The sequence below is a fragment of the Formosa undariae genome (assembly GCF_042427615.1).
Taxonomy (GTDB): Bacteria; Bacteroidota; Bacteroidia; order Flavobacteriales; family Flavobacteriaceae; genus Formosa; species Formosa undariae.
On the sequence record NZ_JBHMEZ010000003.1, the window covers coordinates 423,542 to 440,677 of the forward strand.

15 protein-coding genes are annotated in these 17,136 nt (G+C 33.9%); 13 read left to right on the forward strand and 2 right to left on the reverse strand.

Features of this window, described 5'->3' with window-relative positions:
- Window positions 1-33: 33 nt before the first annotated feature.
- Window positions 34-378, reverse strand: a complete 345-nt coding sequence (locus tag ACFFVB_RS05275; RefSeq protein WP_382381669.1) for a hypothetical protein — start codon at window positions 376-378, stop codon at window positions 34-36.
- 360 nt (window positions 379-738) lie between these two features.
- Here ACFFVB_RS05275 and ACFFVB_RS05280 point away from each other — a divergent pair, with 360 nt between their 5' ends.
- From ACFFVB_RS05280 to ACFFVB_RS05320, 9 genes are all read left to right on the forward strand, one after another.
- A complete protein-coding gene (locus tag ACFFVB_RS05280) occupies window positions 739-1,374 on the forward strand; it encodes a SanA/YdcF family protein (protein ID WP_382381670.1) in 636 nt (211 codons plus the stop codon).
- 55 nt (window positions 1,375-1,429) lie between these two features.
- Window positions 1,430-2,227, forward strand: coding sequence for an SH3 domain-containing protein (locus ACFFVB_RS05285; RefSeq protein WP_382381671.1), 798 nt, complete (start codon window positions 1,430-1,432; stop codon window positions 2,225-2,227).
- A gap of 306 nt (window positions 2,228-2,533) precedes the next feature.
- Window positions 2,534-3,448, forward strand: a complete 915-nt coding sequence (gene cysK, locus ACFFVB_RS05290) for a cysteine synthase A (RefSeq protein ID WP_382381672.1) — start codon at window positions 2,534-2,536, stop codon at window positions 3,446-3,448.
- A 394-nt stretch (window positions 3,449-3,842) separates the two neighbouring features.
- Window positions 3,843-4,643, forward strand: a complete 801-nt coding sequence (locus ACFFVB_RS05295) for a 3-keto-disaccharide hydrolase (RefSeq protein ID WP_382381673.1) — start codon at window positions 3,843-3,845, stop codon at window positions 4,641-4,643.
- 6 nt (window positions 4,644-4,649) lie between these two features.
- Window positions 4,650-5,594 (forward strand): sugar phosphate isomerase/epimerase family protein, encoded by a 945-nt coding sequence (locus tag ACFFVB_RS05300; RefSeq protein WP_382381674.1) that lies wholly within the window; start codon window positions 4,650-4,652, stop codon window positions 5,592-5,594.
- 77 nt (window positions 5,595-5,671) lie between these two features.
- Window positions 5,672-6,838, forward strand: coding sequence for a DUF3095 family protein (locus ACFFVB_RS05305; RefSeq protein ID WP_382381675.1), 1,167 nt, complete (start codon window positions 5,672-5,674; stop codon window positions 6,836-6,838).
- 148 nt (window positions 6,839-6,986) lie between these two features.
- Window positions 6,987-7,829 (forward strand): AraC family transcriptional regulator, encoded by an 843-nt coding sequence (locus tag ACFFVB_RS05310; protein ID WP_382381676.1) that lies wholly within the window; start codon window positions 6,987-6,989, stop codon window positions 7,827-7,829.
- Between the two features lie 391 nt (window positions 7,830-8,220).
- Window positions 8,221-8,772 carry a carboxymuconolactone decarboxylase family protein gene (locus tag ACFFVB_RS05315; protein ID WP_382381677.1) on the forward strand — a complete coding sequence of 184 codons (552 nt, stop codon included), beginning with the start codon at window positions 8,221-8,223 and terminating at the stop codon, window positions 8,770-8,772.
- Between the two features lie 32 nt (window positions 8,773-8,804).
- The gene (locus tag ACFFVB_RS05320; RefSeq protein WP_382381678.1) at window positions 8,805-9,188 is read left to right on the forward strand and encodes a cupredoxin domain-containing protein; all 384 of its coding nucleotides are present in this window, start codon (window positions 8,805-8,807) and stop codon (window positions 9,186-9,188) included.
- 96 nt (window positions 9,189-9,284) lie between these two features.
- Here ACFFVB_RS05320 and ACFFVB_RS05325 read toward each other — a convergent pair whose 3' ends face one another.
- On the reverse strand, window positions 9,285-9,677 hold the full coding sequence (locus tag ACFFVB_RS05325) for a hypothetical protein (protein WP_382381679.1): 393 nt from the start codon (window positions 9,675-9,677) through the stop codon (window positions 9,285-9,287).
- A 277-nt stretch (window positions 9,678-9,954) separates the two neighbouring features.
- Here ACFFVB_RS05325 and ACFFVB_RS05330 point away from each other — a divergent pair, with 277 nt between their 5' ends.
- The 4 genes from ACFFVB_RS05330 to ACFFVB_RS05345 all read left to right on the forward strand — a co-directional run bounded on the left by ACFFVB_RS05330 (window position 9,955) and on the right by ACFFVB_RS05345 (window position 17,033).
- Window positions 9,955-11,805: a M1 family metallopeptidase gene (locus ACFFVB_RS05330; protein WP_382381680.1), complete on the forward strand. Its 1,851-nt coding sequence runs from the start codon at window positions 9,955-9,957 to the stop codon at window positions 11,803-11,805.
- A 112-nt stretch (window positions 11,806-11,917) separates the two neighbouring features.
- Window positions 11,918-13,894 (forward strand): YgiQ family radical SAM protein, encoded by a 1,977-nt coding sequence (locus ACFFVB_RS05335; RefSeq protein ID WP_382381681.1) that lies wholly within the window; start codon window positions 11,918-11,920, stop codon window positions 13,892-13,894.
- Between the two features lie 15 nt (window positions 13,895-13,909).
- Entirely contained in the window at window positions 13,910-14,578 is a 669-nt protein-coding gene (locus ACFFVB_RS05340) for an RluA family pseudouridine synthase (RefSeq protein ID WP_382381682.1), read from the forward strand.
- 145 nt (window positions 14,579-14,723) lie between these two features.
- Window positions 14,724-17,033, forward strand: coding sequence for an Lcl domain-containing protein (locus ACFFVB_RS05345; RefSeq protein ID WP_382381683.1), 2,310 nt, complete (start codon window positions 14,724-14,726; stop codon window positions 17,031-17,033).
- Window positions 17,034-17,136: the final 103 nt, after the last annotated feature.

Genomic DNA, 17,136 nt, shown 5'->3' on the forward strand with positions numbered 1-17,136 from the left:
ACATCAGTACGTTATTTTTAGTCCAAAATAAAACTAACCGCTTTGGATTGCTTTATTTCTAGAGTAATTGAGTGCGAAGTAATTAATACCAACTACTGCAAGACCTATACACACGATAATTCCAGAATGTATGGCATTTAAAATAATAAAATCTTTACTTCCACCAGATAAAATAGAATACCAAAGAAACGGACAAAACACACCCACCAAAGCTATATTACGTCCTGTCTGCATGCCTTTTTTATATAAATGACTGTTTTTAGGTGTCTTTTTAGGCGTTACAGATTTACCTTTAATTGCATCTACACAGGTTTTACCGACTAGCGTATACGGACATGCTTGAACAACAGATTTAAAAAAATGACTTACTGGTTTCATATAAATAATTTTAAGTAATAATGTATGTCGAAAATTGAAATTGTAACATAGTCATATGCACAAACAAGCATATAATGACTCAAAAAAAGAGCTATCCACTACTGCGTGCGTTGCAACTTAGTCTAAAAATTTAGTTCTTATTTTTCATTTTAAAAACATATGCAATATAATACATATGTTTAATTCCTCCAAATTTATAAACCTGTTTTCGAACATTTCAATTCTTAAAAAAATGATTTCCCTAATGAACTGTTAAGGTTTTAATCTTCATCTATTTTCTATAGACAAACCACTTACAATTTTAGTAGATTACATCGCTTTAGACGTATAGAAGATATTTTATTAACGACCACGTAATCAATGAAAAAGAAAATTCTAATTATAATATCTATTCTCGTTCTATTCAATTTGGTACTTATATATGGTGCTAATACTGCGATTGAAACGAATGCAAAAAATAAAACATTTACAGAGAGCAATCAAATACCTAAAAATAAGGTTGGATTGGTGCTTGGGACTTCAAAATTTTTAACCAACGGAGAACTAAATTTATACTTTAAATATAGAATAGATGCAACGGTAGATTTATTTGAAAATGGAAAAATTGACTTTGTTCTTGTGAGTGGAGACAACGGAACTATAAACTACGACGAACCTACAGATTTTAAAGCGTCTTTAATGCAACGTGGCATTCCAGAAAACAAAATAGTATTGGATTATGCAGGCTTTAGAACATTAGATTCTGTAGTTCGCGCCAAAGAGATATTTGGTCAGACAGAAATCACCGTAATATCACAACAATTCCATAATGAAAGAGCCATTTATTTAGCAAATAAAAACGGTATAAAAGCCATCGGTTTTAATGCTAAAGATGTCTCTGCACGATACGGACTAAAAGTACAACTGCGAGAGTACTTAGCGCGTACAAAGGTCTTTTTAGATATATTATTTGGCGTACAACCAAAATTTCTCGGAGAGAAAATCGTTATAAAATAAAAACTGATAGTTCTACACAGGATAATTTATCGACAACACTATTAAACTTTTAAAAATGAACAAATTAGCACTTTTAATACTTTTTATTTCATGTCTGTCTTACGGTCAGGAAATTGATTATAGCAATACGTATTCGGATTTCGAGAATGGAAAAAACTATTTTATGTTCGGAGATAACGTGGCATTTCGAGCAGCACCTGATACCGCATCTAAAGCTATAGATGTCTTACATATTGGATCTGAAATTAAAATCCTTGAAAAATCAGAACAGACCGTGCTTTATAATGGAATTGCATCTAATTACTATAAAGTAAATTATAACGGTAAGGTTGGATATGTATTAGGTGGATTGATTTCTTTAGGAAAAAAAGAAAAGGGCACGTCTAAATACTTTTATACTTATGGCAAAAAAGACGATTCATATTACATTATAATTCGCCATTTAAATGAAACATTAGACATAAACGAAGTCACTAGCGCACTTAGTACTCAAACATTTTCCTTAGAGATATACGACAATAAAGGGATTGAAAATATTGGCAATATTATTTTTGTAAATTATCTGGCAGAAGCTTGTGGTGTAGAAGGTGGCGGCATTTACTTTTTCGAATCCCATGGTGTTATGAAAAAAGTGTTTACCATTTCGCAAATTTCTGATGCCGGAGTCTATTGGTTTCATGAAGAACTTATTTTTCCTAATGACACCGATGGCGTTCAAGGAAAAATAGTGTATAAAAAAGAATATGGAACCTATCAAGACGAAGCGACAAATTGGGTAGAGGTTAATACTGTAAGTAGAGAGTTACAATGGAAAGCTGGTGAAATAATTCCAAAATTAAATACAGAAGAATAATACTAGCGTCATGTCTTGAAAATAAGGATTCGAAAAATGAAACCGATTATTTTCTAATCACTCAAAAAAGGGTATAGCACAATATATTACAACCCTAATTCTGGATTTAATCTCATATTATTACTGTTTCTTATCCTCCTAACATCCTTAGAAAGCCTTAAGAAATAGCCAATATATAATAATTACTAGGTAAAATTCATTAATTTTATGGTTCAATACATTGAAGGGTTAAAACGTGTCATTTTTCACATGTTACTCTATTAAAAACAGTTTAAGACTAAATGCCTTAAACATTAAATTAATAATATGAAAATCAATAATATTTTAGAAGGTATTGGTAACACTCCAGTAGTGAAACTAAATAAATTATTTCCAAATGCTAACGTTTGGATGAAACTTGAAAAATACAATCCGGGAGGAAGTATTAAAGATAGAATTGCATTAGCTATGATTGAAGATGCAGAACAAAAAAATATTTTAACTAAAGATACCGAAATCATTGAACCTACATCTGGAAATACAGGTATTGGTCTTGCTATGGTAGCCGCTGTTAAAAACTACAATTTAACCTTAGTAATGCCGGAATCGATGTCTGTAGAGCGTAGAGCTTTAATGGCTGCCTACGGTGCAAAATTAGTACTAACTCCTAAAGAATTAGGTTTAGGTGGTACTATTGCAAAGGCAAAAGAATTGGTTGAAAACAACAAAAATGCTTGGATGCCTTCTCAGTTTACAAATCCTGCAAACCCAAAAATACACGAAGACACAACGGCTTTAGAAATTGTTGAAGATTTCCCAGAAGGTATAGATTATTTAATCACTGGTGTGGGAACAGGTGGACACATTAGTGGTATGTCTAAAGTATTAAAAGATAAATTTTCTGATGTAAAAGTATTCGCTGTAGAGCCTACAGATTCTCCTGTAATTTCTGGAGGCCAACCAGGACCACACGCCTTACAAGGTATCGGACCAGGATTTATACCAGAAACGTTTAACACAGATCTTATAGATGGTGCTATTCAAGTTACAAAAGAAGAAGCGTTTTCAGAAGTTCAGAAATTAGCTAAAACTGAAGGTATTTTAGTTGGTATTTCTACCGGAGCCTCTTTAGCTGCCGTGAGAAAACAATTAGAAAAAACGTCTAGCGACAAAGTTATCTTAACTATGAATTACGATACTGGAGAACGTTACCTTTCTATAGACGGACTGTTTAAAGAATAATATATGAGTTAACGAGATGAAGTTTACAAACTTCGATTTGGAATTAAGAAAGCGCTATGAAACCTGTTTCATGGCGCTTTCTTTTTTTAAACAATTCAAATAATATCAATATAATACTGATGCAAAAAGAACTATTCATTTTTAATAACATCTTACAGATACGCTTAAAGATAGTGTTGGTAATTCGGAAAATACTTGCAGAATTAACTATGGTTCATTTTCTTTTACTATTTTAGGGCAAGTCAACGTCGCATACCAGGTTACATGTGCATTGAAGAATCTTAATTGAGCTCTTAATCTGCTCATTTAATTTCATTAGCATGTAAAACAAAAGTAGAGACACCATATCTAACTAATTTAGACCATAATTATAGCCAATTTAACTTCAACCAAAATGATTAATTTCAGAATAATACTTTCATTATTTACGTTAATAACGTTAAGCTCATGTGACTTTAAAACGACAAATAAGCCTGCTAAAACAGAGAGTGATTGGGTGTATCTTTTTAATGGTAAAGATTTTGATGATTGGACGATAAAAATTAATCACCACGATGTAAACGATAATTATGCGAATACATTTAGAGTTGTAGATAGTACACTACAAATAAATTACGATGGATATTCCGAATTTGGTAGACGCTTTGGTCATATCTATTACAACAAACCTTTTTCGTCTTATCACCTAAAATTTGAATATCGATTTACTGATCAATGGATGGATGATGCGCCTCAGGGTACTTACAGAAATAGCGGTGTTATGATTCATTCTCAGGATCCAAATACTATGACTAAAGATCAGGATTGGCCACTATCTGTAGAATATCAAATTTTAGCAGAGAAAACAGAAGGTGAACCTAGAACAACGGCAAATGTATGTACCCCAAAAACAGAGGTGTTTTTTCAAGATGAGATGGATCCGAGACATTGTGTCCCTTCAAGTTCTAAAACCTACAAATGGAACCAGTGGCTATCGGGAGAAATTATAGTGTACCAAGATTCAATACTAAAACATATCGTAGAGCGCGATACGGTACTTCAATACACCAAACCTCAAATTAGTCGTGGACGATTACAACCAGACGATATTAATTATAAAAATGAAGGTAAATTATTAAAAGAAGGTTATATCGCTTTGCAGGCCGAAGGACAAGGTATCCAATTTAGAGAAATAAAAATTAAAACTATTAATTAGAACATCATGATGACTAAACTAAACACGTCGTTTTCAGAATTAAAACTAATGGTATTAGCAACTGCGTTGTTACTGTCTTTTGGGTTACAATCTCAATCCTTAAAATCGTCTGATGCTTCTAAACAGACAGATTACAAAATATCCCTAGCCCAATGGTCGTTACATGGAGCCTTTAATACCGGAAGTTTGAATCCTACAGATTTCCCAGAAATCGCAGCGTCTTATGGTATTTATTCTATAGAACTGGTAAATAGTTTTTATAAAACCAAAGCGAACGATATGGATTATTGGAAAACCTTTAAACAAAAATGTGACGAGGCCAATGTAAATGTTGGACTCATTATGTGTGATGGCTTAGGACATTTAGGTGATGCCGATGTGCAGAAACGCACGAAAACTGTAGAAAATCATTATGCTTGGGTAGATATTGCAAAATACTTAGGCGCACATTCCATACGTGTAAATGCTGCAGGTACAGGAAGCTCTGATGAGGTTGCATTACACGTTATAGATGGATTGACTAAATTGGGAAAATATGGTGCATCAAAGGGTATAAATATTATTGTAGAAAACCACGGAGGTTACTCTTCTAACGGTGCATGGCTTGCTAACGTAATGGAGAACGTAAATATGAAAAATGTAGGTACACTTCCCGATTTTGGAAATTTCTGTATCACCCGAGATTCAAATAGAAATTGTTTAGATGAATATGATCGCTATAAAGGTATGACGGAATTAATGCCTTTTGCCAAGGGCGTTAGTGCAAAATCGCACGACTTTGATGCCACTGGTAACGATACGAAATCGGATTTTTTTAGAATGATGGCTATTGTAAAAGAATCAGGTTATAAAGGTTATATTGGCATTGAATATGAAGGCCGAGAACTGTCTGAAGACGAAGGTATAAAAGCGACTAAAGCATTGCTTGAAAACGTATTTACAAAATTATAGATATAGACCTATAAAATCGAAAAAACAAAGTTCTAAAAAAAAGTGAACACTTTTTAAATACCTCAGCATCCATCCCTATGATTAATAATACAGAATTGGATTTCTATACAAAACTAAAAAGCTCTAGTGAAAATCTTGTAGATTTATTAGATTGTGAAACTTGTTTTGTTGAGCTTCCAGATACTTGGCATGTTGTGGTTGTAGACATTCAGAATTCGACACGAGCTGTCGATTCTGGAAATCATCATCAAGTCAATTTAACTGCAACGGGTTCGATAATTTCTGTTCTAAATGCTTTAAGAAAAGAAAAACAGGGTATTGAAATCCCTTATTTTTTTGGCGGAGATGGCGCCACGTTTATTATTCCTACTGTGTTTTTAAAAAATATAATACTCATTTTAGAAAACTACAGTTTTCATATTAAAACAAATACCAATTTAACTCTTAGAGTTGGACATGTTTCTGTGAAACATTTAATTACTCTAAAATCGAATCTAAAAATAGCTAAACATAAGCTCACCAACCAATTATCCATTCCTATTGTTTTAGGTAACGGATTAAAAAAAGCTGAAGAGATCATTAAACATGATTTTGAAAAAAATAACGCTACGCATTTCGAAAAAGACCTTTTAAATTTAGAAGGTATGGAATGTAGATGGAAACAGATTAACCCCAATCAGTCGCAAAATAAAGTTATTTGTTTATTATTGGATGCACTTAATGAAGCCGACCAAAGGGCTATTTACAGAGATATTATAAGCAAAATGGATACTATATTTGGAACGTTTGAAAATAGACAACCGATAAAATCTAATAAACTAAAACTGAATTTTAGCATTCGTAATATTTTAGAAGAGATGAAAATTAGTCTCGCTAATCGCGATTGGGTTTACTTAATAAGTAAATGGTTTTCAACACTTTTCGGTAAATTCTATTTAAACCTAACTCAGAACGGGAAGCAATATCTAAAACAAATTGGTCAGTTATCTCATACCTTTATGTTGGATGGTATGATTAATACTATTTTCACAGCCGAACAAGATAAAATAGACCTATTTATAGATTATCTAAATCAGTTAGAAGACGATAAAAAGATCATCTATGGCATTCATATTACTCATGCTTCGGTAATGTCTTGTTACGTACTAGATAGAAAAACGAAGCATTCTCACTTTGTAGATGGCACAGAAGGCGGTTATACTTCGGCCGCAAAAATGTTTAAAATGAAAAGAAAGATTAGCTAGTCAGTATTTAAATACCATCCAAAACATTTAAGCGTATTATATAAACGCAATCATTTTCTTAATCGAACGATTGAATTCAAGTCTTAAAGCGCATCTAAATAACTTTCTTTTTTTGTAATTTTTACTTGACTAATTAGACTTAGTGACCATGACTCACACTTTTAAAGAATTTTCTACTAATGCTATTTTCAATATTGGAAATGAGCACGACTTGGTTCCATTTAAAAATGCAAAACAATCTGAATTTTACACCTTTATTTGGGCAAAATCGGAACCCGTAGATCTTATTATAGACAGTGTCCCATTTACAGTCGAACCACACAGCATATTAGCACTTACGCCTATTCAATATCTTCAGTATATTACAGGGAGCGATGTTACCATGTATCAATTTAATCAAGAATTTTACTGTATTAAAGATCACGACCAAGAAGTGAGTTGCGTGGGCATACTCTTTTTTGGAAATATAAATATTCCGATCATTCATTTAAATACAGTCGAACAAGAAAAGTTTGAAACTTTACACGAAGTTTTTATTGACGAATTAGAAACCGAAGACAACATACAAGCCGAAATGCTTAGAATGCTAATGTCACGATTTATTATAAAAAGCACACGATTATTAAAAGCTAAAGAAGGCATTATTGAAACGCCCAAAAGTTCTAAGGTCGATTTACTACGTGAATTTAATTTCCTGGTAGAACAGCATTTTAAAACAGAACACAGTGTGGCCTTCTATGCCGATAAATTATATAAATCGCCTAAAACCTTATCCAATAATTTTGCCAAACTAAATAGAAGTCCGCTACATATTATTCACCAGCGCATTGTCTTAGAAGCAAAACGCTTATTAAGCTATACAGATAAGACGGCTAAAGAAATTGCTTACGAAATTGGATTTGAAGATGCCTCGCACCTCAGCCGATTATTCAAAAAACACACGACCTTATCCCCTTCAGACTACAAAAAACGCCTAAACACTTTAAGTTAGGAAAAATTGACATGCCTTTGGGCAAATTCTTCATTTTATAGCGTCTTCTTCTATCGCATCTTTGCATTGTAATATTAAAACAATAACAAGATGAAATTAAAAAACATATCCATATTCAACCTGATCGAGATATTCACTAACAATAGAAAAGTGGCAGTGAACACGATCAACACAGAATCACATTGCGATCAAAAACACATTCACGATTATTATTGTGATGCCGAAAACCCATATGTAGGCAACTTTTAACTACAAGGGAAAAAACGACATGCTTTAGGGAATAACGCCCCTTTTATATCACCCTATTCTATCGCAACTTTGTACCAACAAAATACATCAAAAAAAAACATCAATAACAGCTGAATTCATTTCAGAATAAAAATTTAAAATTATGAATACATTTAAAAACATTCTTTCAAGAGAAGACGTAAGCGCAAACAACCAAGCTATTTTCGACAATTTAAAAAAAGCTGTAGGTTTTGTACCAAATTTATACGCCACTTACGCACATAGTGATACCGCTTTAGAAAACTATTTAAACTTTGCTAATGCAAAAACATCCTTATCTGCTAAAGAAAAAGAAGTTGTAAATCTTGCCGTTAGCCAAGTAAACGATTGTTTATATTGTCTTTCTGCACATACTGCAATAGGAAAGATGAATGGTTTTACAGAGGATCAAATCTTAGAGTTAAGAGCTGGATATTCTACAGTTAATGACAAATTAGATGCTTTAGCAAAATTAGCTAAAAACATTACTGAGAATAGAGGAAAAACAGACGAAACAGTTTTAGAAAACTTCTTTAACGCCGGATATACAAAAGGTAACTTAATAGACACTATTTCTTTAGTAGGAGATAAAACAATCTCTAACTACATACATAGTACAACACAGGTTCCTGTAGATTTTCCAGTAGCACAGCCTTTAGAATTAGCAACAAAATAATATTAAATACTAACACAAATAACAATAACAAGATGAAAAAATTTATAGCAGTAATCGTATTCGCATTAGCCTTCACCGTTTCAGGACATGCACAAGATAAAATGAATACAGAAGCAACAACAGTCGCTTTAGAACAAACAAAAGGAGAGTTTACTCAGAAATCTCTTACCTTAAAAGAAGGTGATTATGTTTTTGAAATAGCAAACAAGAACGTTGGGCATCAAGTTGGTTTTGTTTTAGTACCTAAAGGAAAAGATGCTTCTAATCCTGAAAACCATATTAGTAATGCTTATGTGACTAAAGCTGTAGAAAACAACACTACAGAAAGCAGTAAAGTAACTTCTCTTGCCAAAGGAGAATATATTTACTTCTGCCCGTTAAACCCAACACCTCAGTACACCTTAACTGTAGAGTAAATATCTGGAATATTTCTAAAAAAAGCTGGACACTATTAATAGTGTCCAGCTTTTTTATTTTGTACTGTTTAGAAAGGTTATAAAACTTAATTCTAACTATTCTAAATCACTTTTAGGCTGTATAACATTCTTAAAAGTTGGGCCATTCTCACTCATACTAGCCGCTCCTTTTTTATTGATTTTAAACGTAATGTCTTTTGTTGTTGTGAATAAAATAACAGAAGAAAAAGACGTTTTTAAATAAGGCTTTAAATACTCAAACGCTTCCTCTAAAGTAAATTCGAATTCCTCATCCTCCGTTTCTTTAGATTGATAACGCAATTTTACTAAAACTTTAAAATCGTCGTCAGAATATATGGGTCTGACAAAAATATTTTTTAAGTTCGGTTTTCCAATGGTCTTCGCCATAGTTAACTTGGCAAATCTGCCTTCTTGAACACTTTCTTTTACGTGTTCCCAGAAAAGAACAAACACATCTTGATAAGGCATAAACTAAAAATTAAGGATATAATAATTTGATGTTGCAAATTTAATACTAATAATTCGATTAATAAATCCGAACCCATTTTAATCCTGAAATAGAAACAAAGAGCTGCTACTCCCCTTTCCTTTCTCGCCTAAACCGTTGTCAATATCCTAAATTCACAAAATTCATCATCTGTTTCTTGTAAATCTTAAATAATTGAATCAAGTATTGTAAAGAGCGACCTGTTATTTCTTAACCCATTTGCTTTTTCATACTTTAGTAACCAAAGAAATATCCCTAATGAAAAAAGTCTTTATTCTAGCAGTATGCTGCATATTCACGCTAACTAATTGCAAACAATCTAAAGAAAAAACAATCGCCAACACCTATGCGGAAGAACCGCATTCCTTCGCGCAACCGAATAATGCAGTCACTACACATCTAGATTTAGATATTGATGTCGACTTCGATACGCATATTATCAGTGGAACGGCGACTTATGATATCACAAATAATAGCGCAACAGAAATCATTTTAGACACTAAATATTTAAATATTATAGATGTTAAAGCCGATGGAGAAGAAACAGCATTCAGGTTGGGTGCTATGGATGAAAAACTCGGGCAGTCTTTAACTATTAGTATAAAAGATACGACTAAAAAAATTGCAATCACGTACCAGACTACAGATAAAACAGAAGCATTGCAGTGGTTAAATGCCCAACAGACGGCAGATAAAACAAATCCTTTTCTCTTTACTCAAGGTCAGGCTATTTTAACACGTACTTGGATTCCTATTCAAGATAGTCCGCAAATTCGTATGACTTATAATGCAACTGTAAAAGTACCTTCGGAATTAATGGCGGTAATGAGTGCCGAGAATCCTAAAGAAAAGACAGCCGATGGTATTTATAAGTTTAAAATGGCACAACCTATTCCAGCTTATCTTATCGCCCTTGCTGTTGGAGATATTGAATACAAATCTATAAGCGACAGAACGGGTGTATATGCTGAAAAATCTATGATTGAAAAAGCGCACACCGAATTTTCTGATATGGAGAAAATGGTCGCTACTGCCGAGAATTTATATGGTGCTTACGACTGGGAACAATTTGATGTGATCGTCTTACCTCCTAGTTTCCCTTTTGGAGGTATGGAAAACCCGAGATTAACATTTGCTACGCCTACCGTTATTGCCGGAGATAAAAGTTTAACCACGCTCGTTGCTCACGAATTGGCCCATTCATGGTCAGGAAATCTTGTAACAAATGCAACTTGGAATGATTTTTGGCTTAATGAAGGCTTTACCGTTTATTTTGAAATCAGAATTATGGAAGCGCTCTACGGTAAAGAACGTGCCGACATGCTAGCATTAATCGGGCGACAAGATTTAGACGATGAATTGGAAGCGTTAAAAGACAGTCCGAATGACACCAAACTGAAATTAGATTTAAAAGGTCGTGATCCTGACGATGGGATGAATAGTATTGCTTACGACAAAGGCTATTTATTTTTAAGAACACTTGAAGAACACGTTGGACGTAAAAATATGGATGCGTTCTTAAAATCATATTTTAAAACAAATGCGTTTTCTACAACGAACACCGAAGATTTTATCACCTATTTAAACACCAATTTATTAGACAAAAACAACATCGCTTTTAACACAGAAGCGTGGATCTATGAGCCCGGTATTCCAGACAATGCTGCTGTGATACAATCTGATGCCTTTACAACGGTTAAAAACGTTTTAACAACATTTATAGAAACAAACACGATTGATACCGCAAAAACCAGTCAGTGGACGCCACAGGAATGGGTTTATTTTATCCGAAATTTCCCTGAAGATATTACCACCTCTCAGATGCAACACTTAGACGATACTTTTAATTTATCAGAGTCAACCAACTCCTATATTACAATGGTTTGGTACGAGCAGTCTATCCTTAATAATTATCACGGTAATAATGTGGATACACGAATTTCTGAATTTTTAAATACAGTTGGTAGACGTTGGTATGTTACAACATTATTTAAAGCCTTCAAAAAAGCTGACCGCATTGATGAAGCCTTAGCGATTTACAAAACAGCGCGACCAAACTACCATACGGTAACAGCACATACAATAGATGTTTTATTAAACGAGGTATAAATATAAACATAACAACAAAGGAGTCAAATAGATAAGTGTTTTTCAAAATTAACTTTTAGTAAGTATTTTGTGTTGAGTACTTAAAAGAATTTAATTGTACCTTTGCTGCCATATGCATATAAATAAACTTACAGATTGGTTACCAACAACTAACAAAGAAGTCAAACTTCGAGGTTGGGAAGAACTCGATGTTATCCTATTTAGCGGAGACGCTTACGTAGATCACCCTTCATTTGGACCGGCGGTTATTGGTCGTATTTTAGAAAGTTACGGCTTAAAAGTTGCCATTGTTCCGCAACCCAGTGTGAACGATAATTTACAGGATTTTACAAAACTAGGAACACCAAAATTATTTTTTGGAGTAACAGGTGGTTGTATGGATCCCATGGTAAGTAATTACACGGCAAGTAAAAAACGTCGTGATAATGATGCATATACACCAAATGGTGACAAAGGTTTTAGACCCGATTATGCCACCTCTGTATATTCTAATATCTTAAAAGAAAAATTCCCAAATGTCCCTGTCTTAATTGGAGGGATTGAAGCGTCTTTACGTCGTGTAACGCATTACGATTATTGGAGCGATAAACTTATGCCTTCTATTTTAGAAACGTCTAAAGCAGATATGTTGGTTTATGGAATGGGTGAACAGCCTTTACGTGAAGTTGTGGAATTATTACAAAAAGGGGTGCCTTTTTCAAGCTTAAGAACCATAAAACAAACGGCTTTTTTATTGAATGAAGATGAAGATCTTCCGAAAAATAAAAATTGGCAAGATGTCGAAATTCAATCTCATGAAGTCTGTTTACAGGATAAGAAGAAATTTGCGTCTAACTTTAAAGTTATCGAGCAAGAATCTAATAAGCTTAATGCCAATAGAATTTCTCAAAAAATAAGCAATAAGACCTTAGTTATTAATCCGCCATTCCCAACGATGATGGAGGAAGAAATTGATGCGTCTTTCGATTTGCCTTACACACGATTACCGCATCCAAAATACAATAAGCGTGGACCGATTCCTGCGTTCGAGATGATTAAATTTTCTATTAACATTCACCGTGGTTGTTTTGGTGGGTGTAGTTTTTGTACCATTTCGGCACATCAAGGAAAATTTATCGCAAGTCGTAGTCAAGAGTCGGTATTAAGAGAAGTCGACAAAGTCGCTAATATGCCTGATTTTAAAGGCTATTTGTCTGATATTGGCGGACCTTCTGCAAATATGTACAAGATGAAAGGTAAAGTACAATCCATTTGTGATAAATGTGTTGCGCCTTCATGTATTTCACCTGTAATTTGTAGTAATCTAGACACGTCTCATAAGCCTTTAACCGAATTATATCAGGCTGTAGATAAGCATCCTAAAATAAAGAAATCGTTTATTGGTAGTGGTATTCGTCATGATATGTTGGTTCCTGAATTCAATAAGAATGCAGATCCAAAAGAATTAGACGATTATACCGAAGAAGTCATGACCAAACATATCTCTGGTCGTTTAAAAGTAGCTCCTGAGCATACGTCTGATCCTGTTTTAAAGTTAATGCGTAAGCCTTCTTTTAAATATTTTCATAAGTTTAAAGAGCGTTTTGATAAGATCAATATTAAGAAGGATTTAAAACTTCAATTGATTCCTTATTTTATATCAAATCATCCTGCTTGTGAAGTTGAAGACATGGCAAATCTAGCTGCAGAAACTAAAGATATGGGATTCCAGTTGGAGCAAGTACAAGGTTTTACACCAACTCCTATGACGGTTGCTACTGTTATTTATTATAGTGGTTACCATCCGTACACATTAAAACCAACTAAAACACCTAAATCTAAAAAAGAGAAAGACGAGCAACACCGCTTCTTCTTTTGGTATAAACAAGAAAATAAAGATTGGATTAAAAAGACCTTAAACAAGGTTGGAAGATCCGATTTATTGGATGTTTTAATACCTGAGAAAAAGGAAAATAAACCAGCCTGGAAGAAAGTTAATCTTAAACCTGTAAAAAACACATTTGATGATGCTATTCCATCAACAAGTGAGAGCACATCATTCGGGTCTCGACGTAAGAAAAAACAAACTTCTAGAAAGAAAAGACGATAAAAAACTGAGTTATTAATGTCTAATCTTGCACTTGTAGAAGAAACCAACGATTATATTGTTGTAAATAAAACAGCCGGACTTATCACAGAGAAAAGTCCGTATGAGAATAATACGGTAGAAAATCAGGTCTTCAATCATATATTAAAAGGGAAACCGAAACCTTATGTTGGGGTGATACATCGATTAGATCGTGTCACAAGTGGTGTCCTTATTTTTGCTAAGAAAAAAAGTATTTTAGTCTCATTTAATGATCTCTTTAGTACGCGTAAAATTCAGAAAACCTATTTGGCCATTGTTAAAAACAAGCCGCCAAAACCAAAAGGACAATTAGTGAATTTTCTTGTAAAAAATAACCTCGAAAAGAGAGCGGACATCGTGCAATCTAAGTCAAAAAATACTTTAGATTGCAGGCTTTCCTACACTGTTATAGATCAAAATGATTTTGGCTATCTACTTGAAGTCAAACCAAAAACTGGACGATTTCATCAAATTAGAGCACAATTATCGCATATCGGATTGCCTATAATTGGGGACGACAAATATGGCTCGGATCAAAAATACTTGCCTCAATCTGTTTGTCTTCATGCCTGGAAATTAACGTATGAAGACTCTGCAACGAAGACTTCTAAAACCTTCGAAGCTCCTCTGCCAAAGCATAAGTTTTGGAAATTCAAATCCATGTAAATCATAGCAGTTCGAATTTAATTTTATTTTAAGTGGCTTCTTGAAAGTTTACTTAAAATTGAGATAAATCAGAATTTTCTAAAAATAATACAATTCAACATTAAACGCTTTCATATAAAACAGGTCTTACTTTAAAAGTATAGACATGAAAAATTACTTGTTTTTAATGCTGATTTGTATAAGCTTACAGCTATTCGCACAGCGAAACACGGAACAGTTAACAGCCACAATCATTGGTTCTGGGTCTCCAAAATTTAATACAGAACGTTCAGGACCGTCGGTACTTATTTCTTACAAGAACACACACATTTTGGTAGACATGGGAAATGGAACCCAAGCCAATTTAGATAAAAACAACACCAAAATTAAAGACATTGATGGCATCCTTTTTACACACCATCATTTAGACCATAACGAAGAGTTTACACCCATCTTTATTCAATCGCTTCTAGGTAACACTAACTTCATAGTCGCTGGACCAGCGCCAACAACGACGTTAATAGATAATATTCTGGATACTTATGAAGAAGATATAAGTTATCGGCTTTCAAAATCTGGACGCAGTTTAAACAGTGTTAAAAACAATTTCTCTTCTAAGAATTTATTGGGCAATGAATCCTTCAATATTGGTGAAATAAAAATTACCTGTGCCGAAGTAAACCATGCCATTACAACCTATGCATATCGCTTTGATGTTGGCAACCAATCTATCGTTATTTCTGGAGATTTAACCTATTCTAAGTCGTTACCCATTCTAGCAAAAGATGCCGATTATTTAATTATTGATTCCGGTGGGGCCATTGCATTAGGATCTAATAAAAAACCGAGCAGAACCAATAGCAATGCTAAGAATAATAAGCGCACCGGAAACAAAGAAAAAGCTCATGTTAATTTAGAAGAAAGCTCGTTAATGGCAAAAGAAGCTAACGTTAAAAACGTAGTATTAACACACTTCAACTTTACAGAAATAGATGAAGAAGCTACAACATCCGAAATACGTAAAAATTATAGTAGCCCTGTAATATATGGGAGAGATTTACTAACTGTCCCGCTAACCATTTCTACTGTAGATGTCAAAAAATCAAACTACACCTATCCTATTGTAGATACAGATCTGAACAATTATTACTCAGATACAGATCAAATTTCTAAACCAGTTGCGGGCGACGCATTTTATGGGCAGGATGCGAATTACATTGGGAATCAGCCTTCATATACAGATAATCAAGATGGTACTATAACAGATAACATTACAGGACTCACTTGGGAAAAAGATATGGGACCTAAAATAACGTTTGAAGACGCTTTTAAAAAAGCAGAGCAATCTACTTTGGGAGACTATTCAGACTGGAGAGTGCCAACAATAAAGGAGCTTTATTCACTTATATTATTCTCCGGACAAGTAAAAGGAGAACATGCCATTGAAATGTTTATTAATACCGATTACTTTATGCAACCCTTAGGTGATTCTAAAATGGGTGAACGCGAAATTGATGCACAAACATGGTCTTCTACCGAATACGTTGGTCGTACAATGAAAAACAATGCAACGGTTTTCGGTGTTAATTTTGTAGATGGTCGTATTAAAGGGTATTCAAAAACAAATCCGCGAACACGTGAAGACAACACCATGTACTTTCGCATGGTACGTGGAAATACATCCTATGGAAATAATAATTTTATAGACAATAAAGATGGCACTGTAAGTGACTTAGCAACTGGCTTAATGTGGCAAAAAGCAGACGATGGAAACAGTCGTGATTGGAAATCGGCTTTAACCTATACAGAACAGTTGGAACTGGGAACACATTCGGATTGGAGATTACCAAATGCAAAAGAACTTCAGAGTATAGTTGATTATAACCGTTCCCCACAAACTACTCAGTCACCAGCTATACATTCAATTTTTGAAACTACAGAAATTACAGATCCAAACGGAAAATCGGGACAGTATCCTTATTTCTGGTCGAGTACGACTCACTTAGATGGGAAAAACCCGAGTGCCAATGCCGTATATATTGCATTTGGTGACGCACAAGGAGAAATGAGAGACACCTTAATGGATGTGCATGGCGCAGGTGCCCAAAGAAGTGATCCTAAAAGCGGAGACAAAAGTGATTATCCTCAGTACTTCGGACCTCAAGGCGATGTAAGATATGTATATAATTTTGTGAGGGCCGTAAGAGATATCAATCCTTCGGTACAAACTTATTCGGAAACGCCATCCACTCAGAAAAATAATAATACAAAACGTACGCCTAAACAGGCAGGCACTAATCAAACCTCAAATACTCCGCCTTCGTTCGCAAGTATGTTATTGAAAATGGATAGTAATAAGGATAATAAACTCTCAAAATCGGAAGTTAAAGGTAAATTAAAAGAGAATTTCGAAAATAGAGATCGTAATAAGGATGGTTATCTTACAGCAGATGAAATGACACAAAGAAAGCGATAAGAAACGCTTTTCAGAAATGTAAGACACTATATATGATAGATAATCTGTTTCAATAAAAGAATCCCAATGCATGTGATATAAAAAAAGATGACTATTTTTAGGA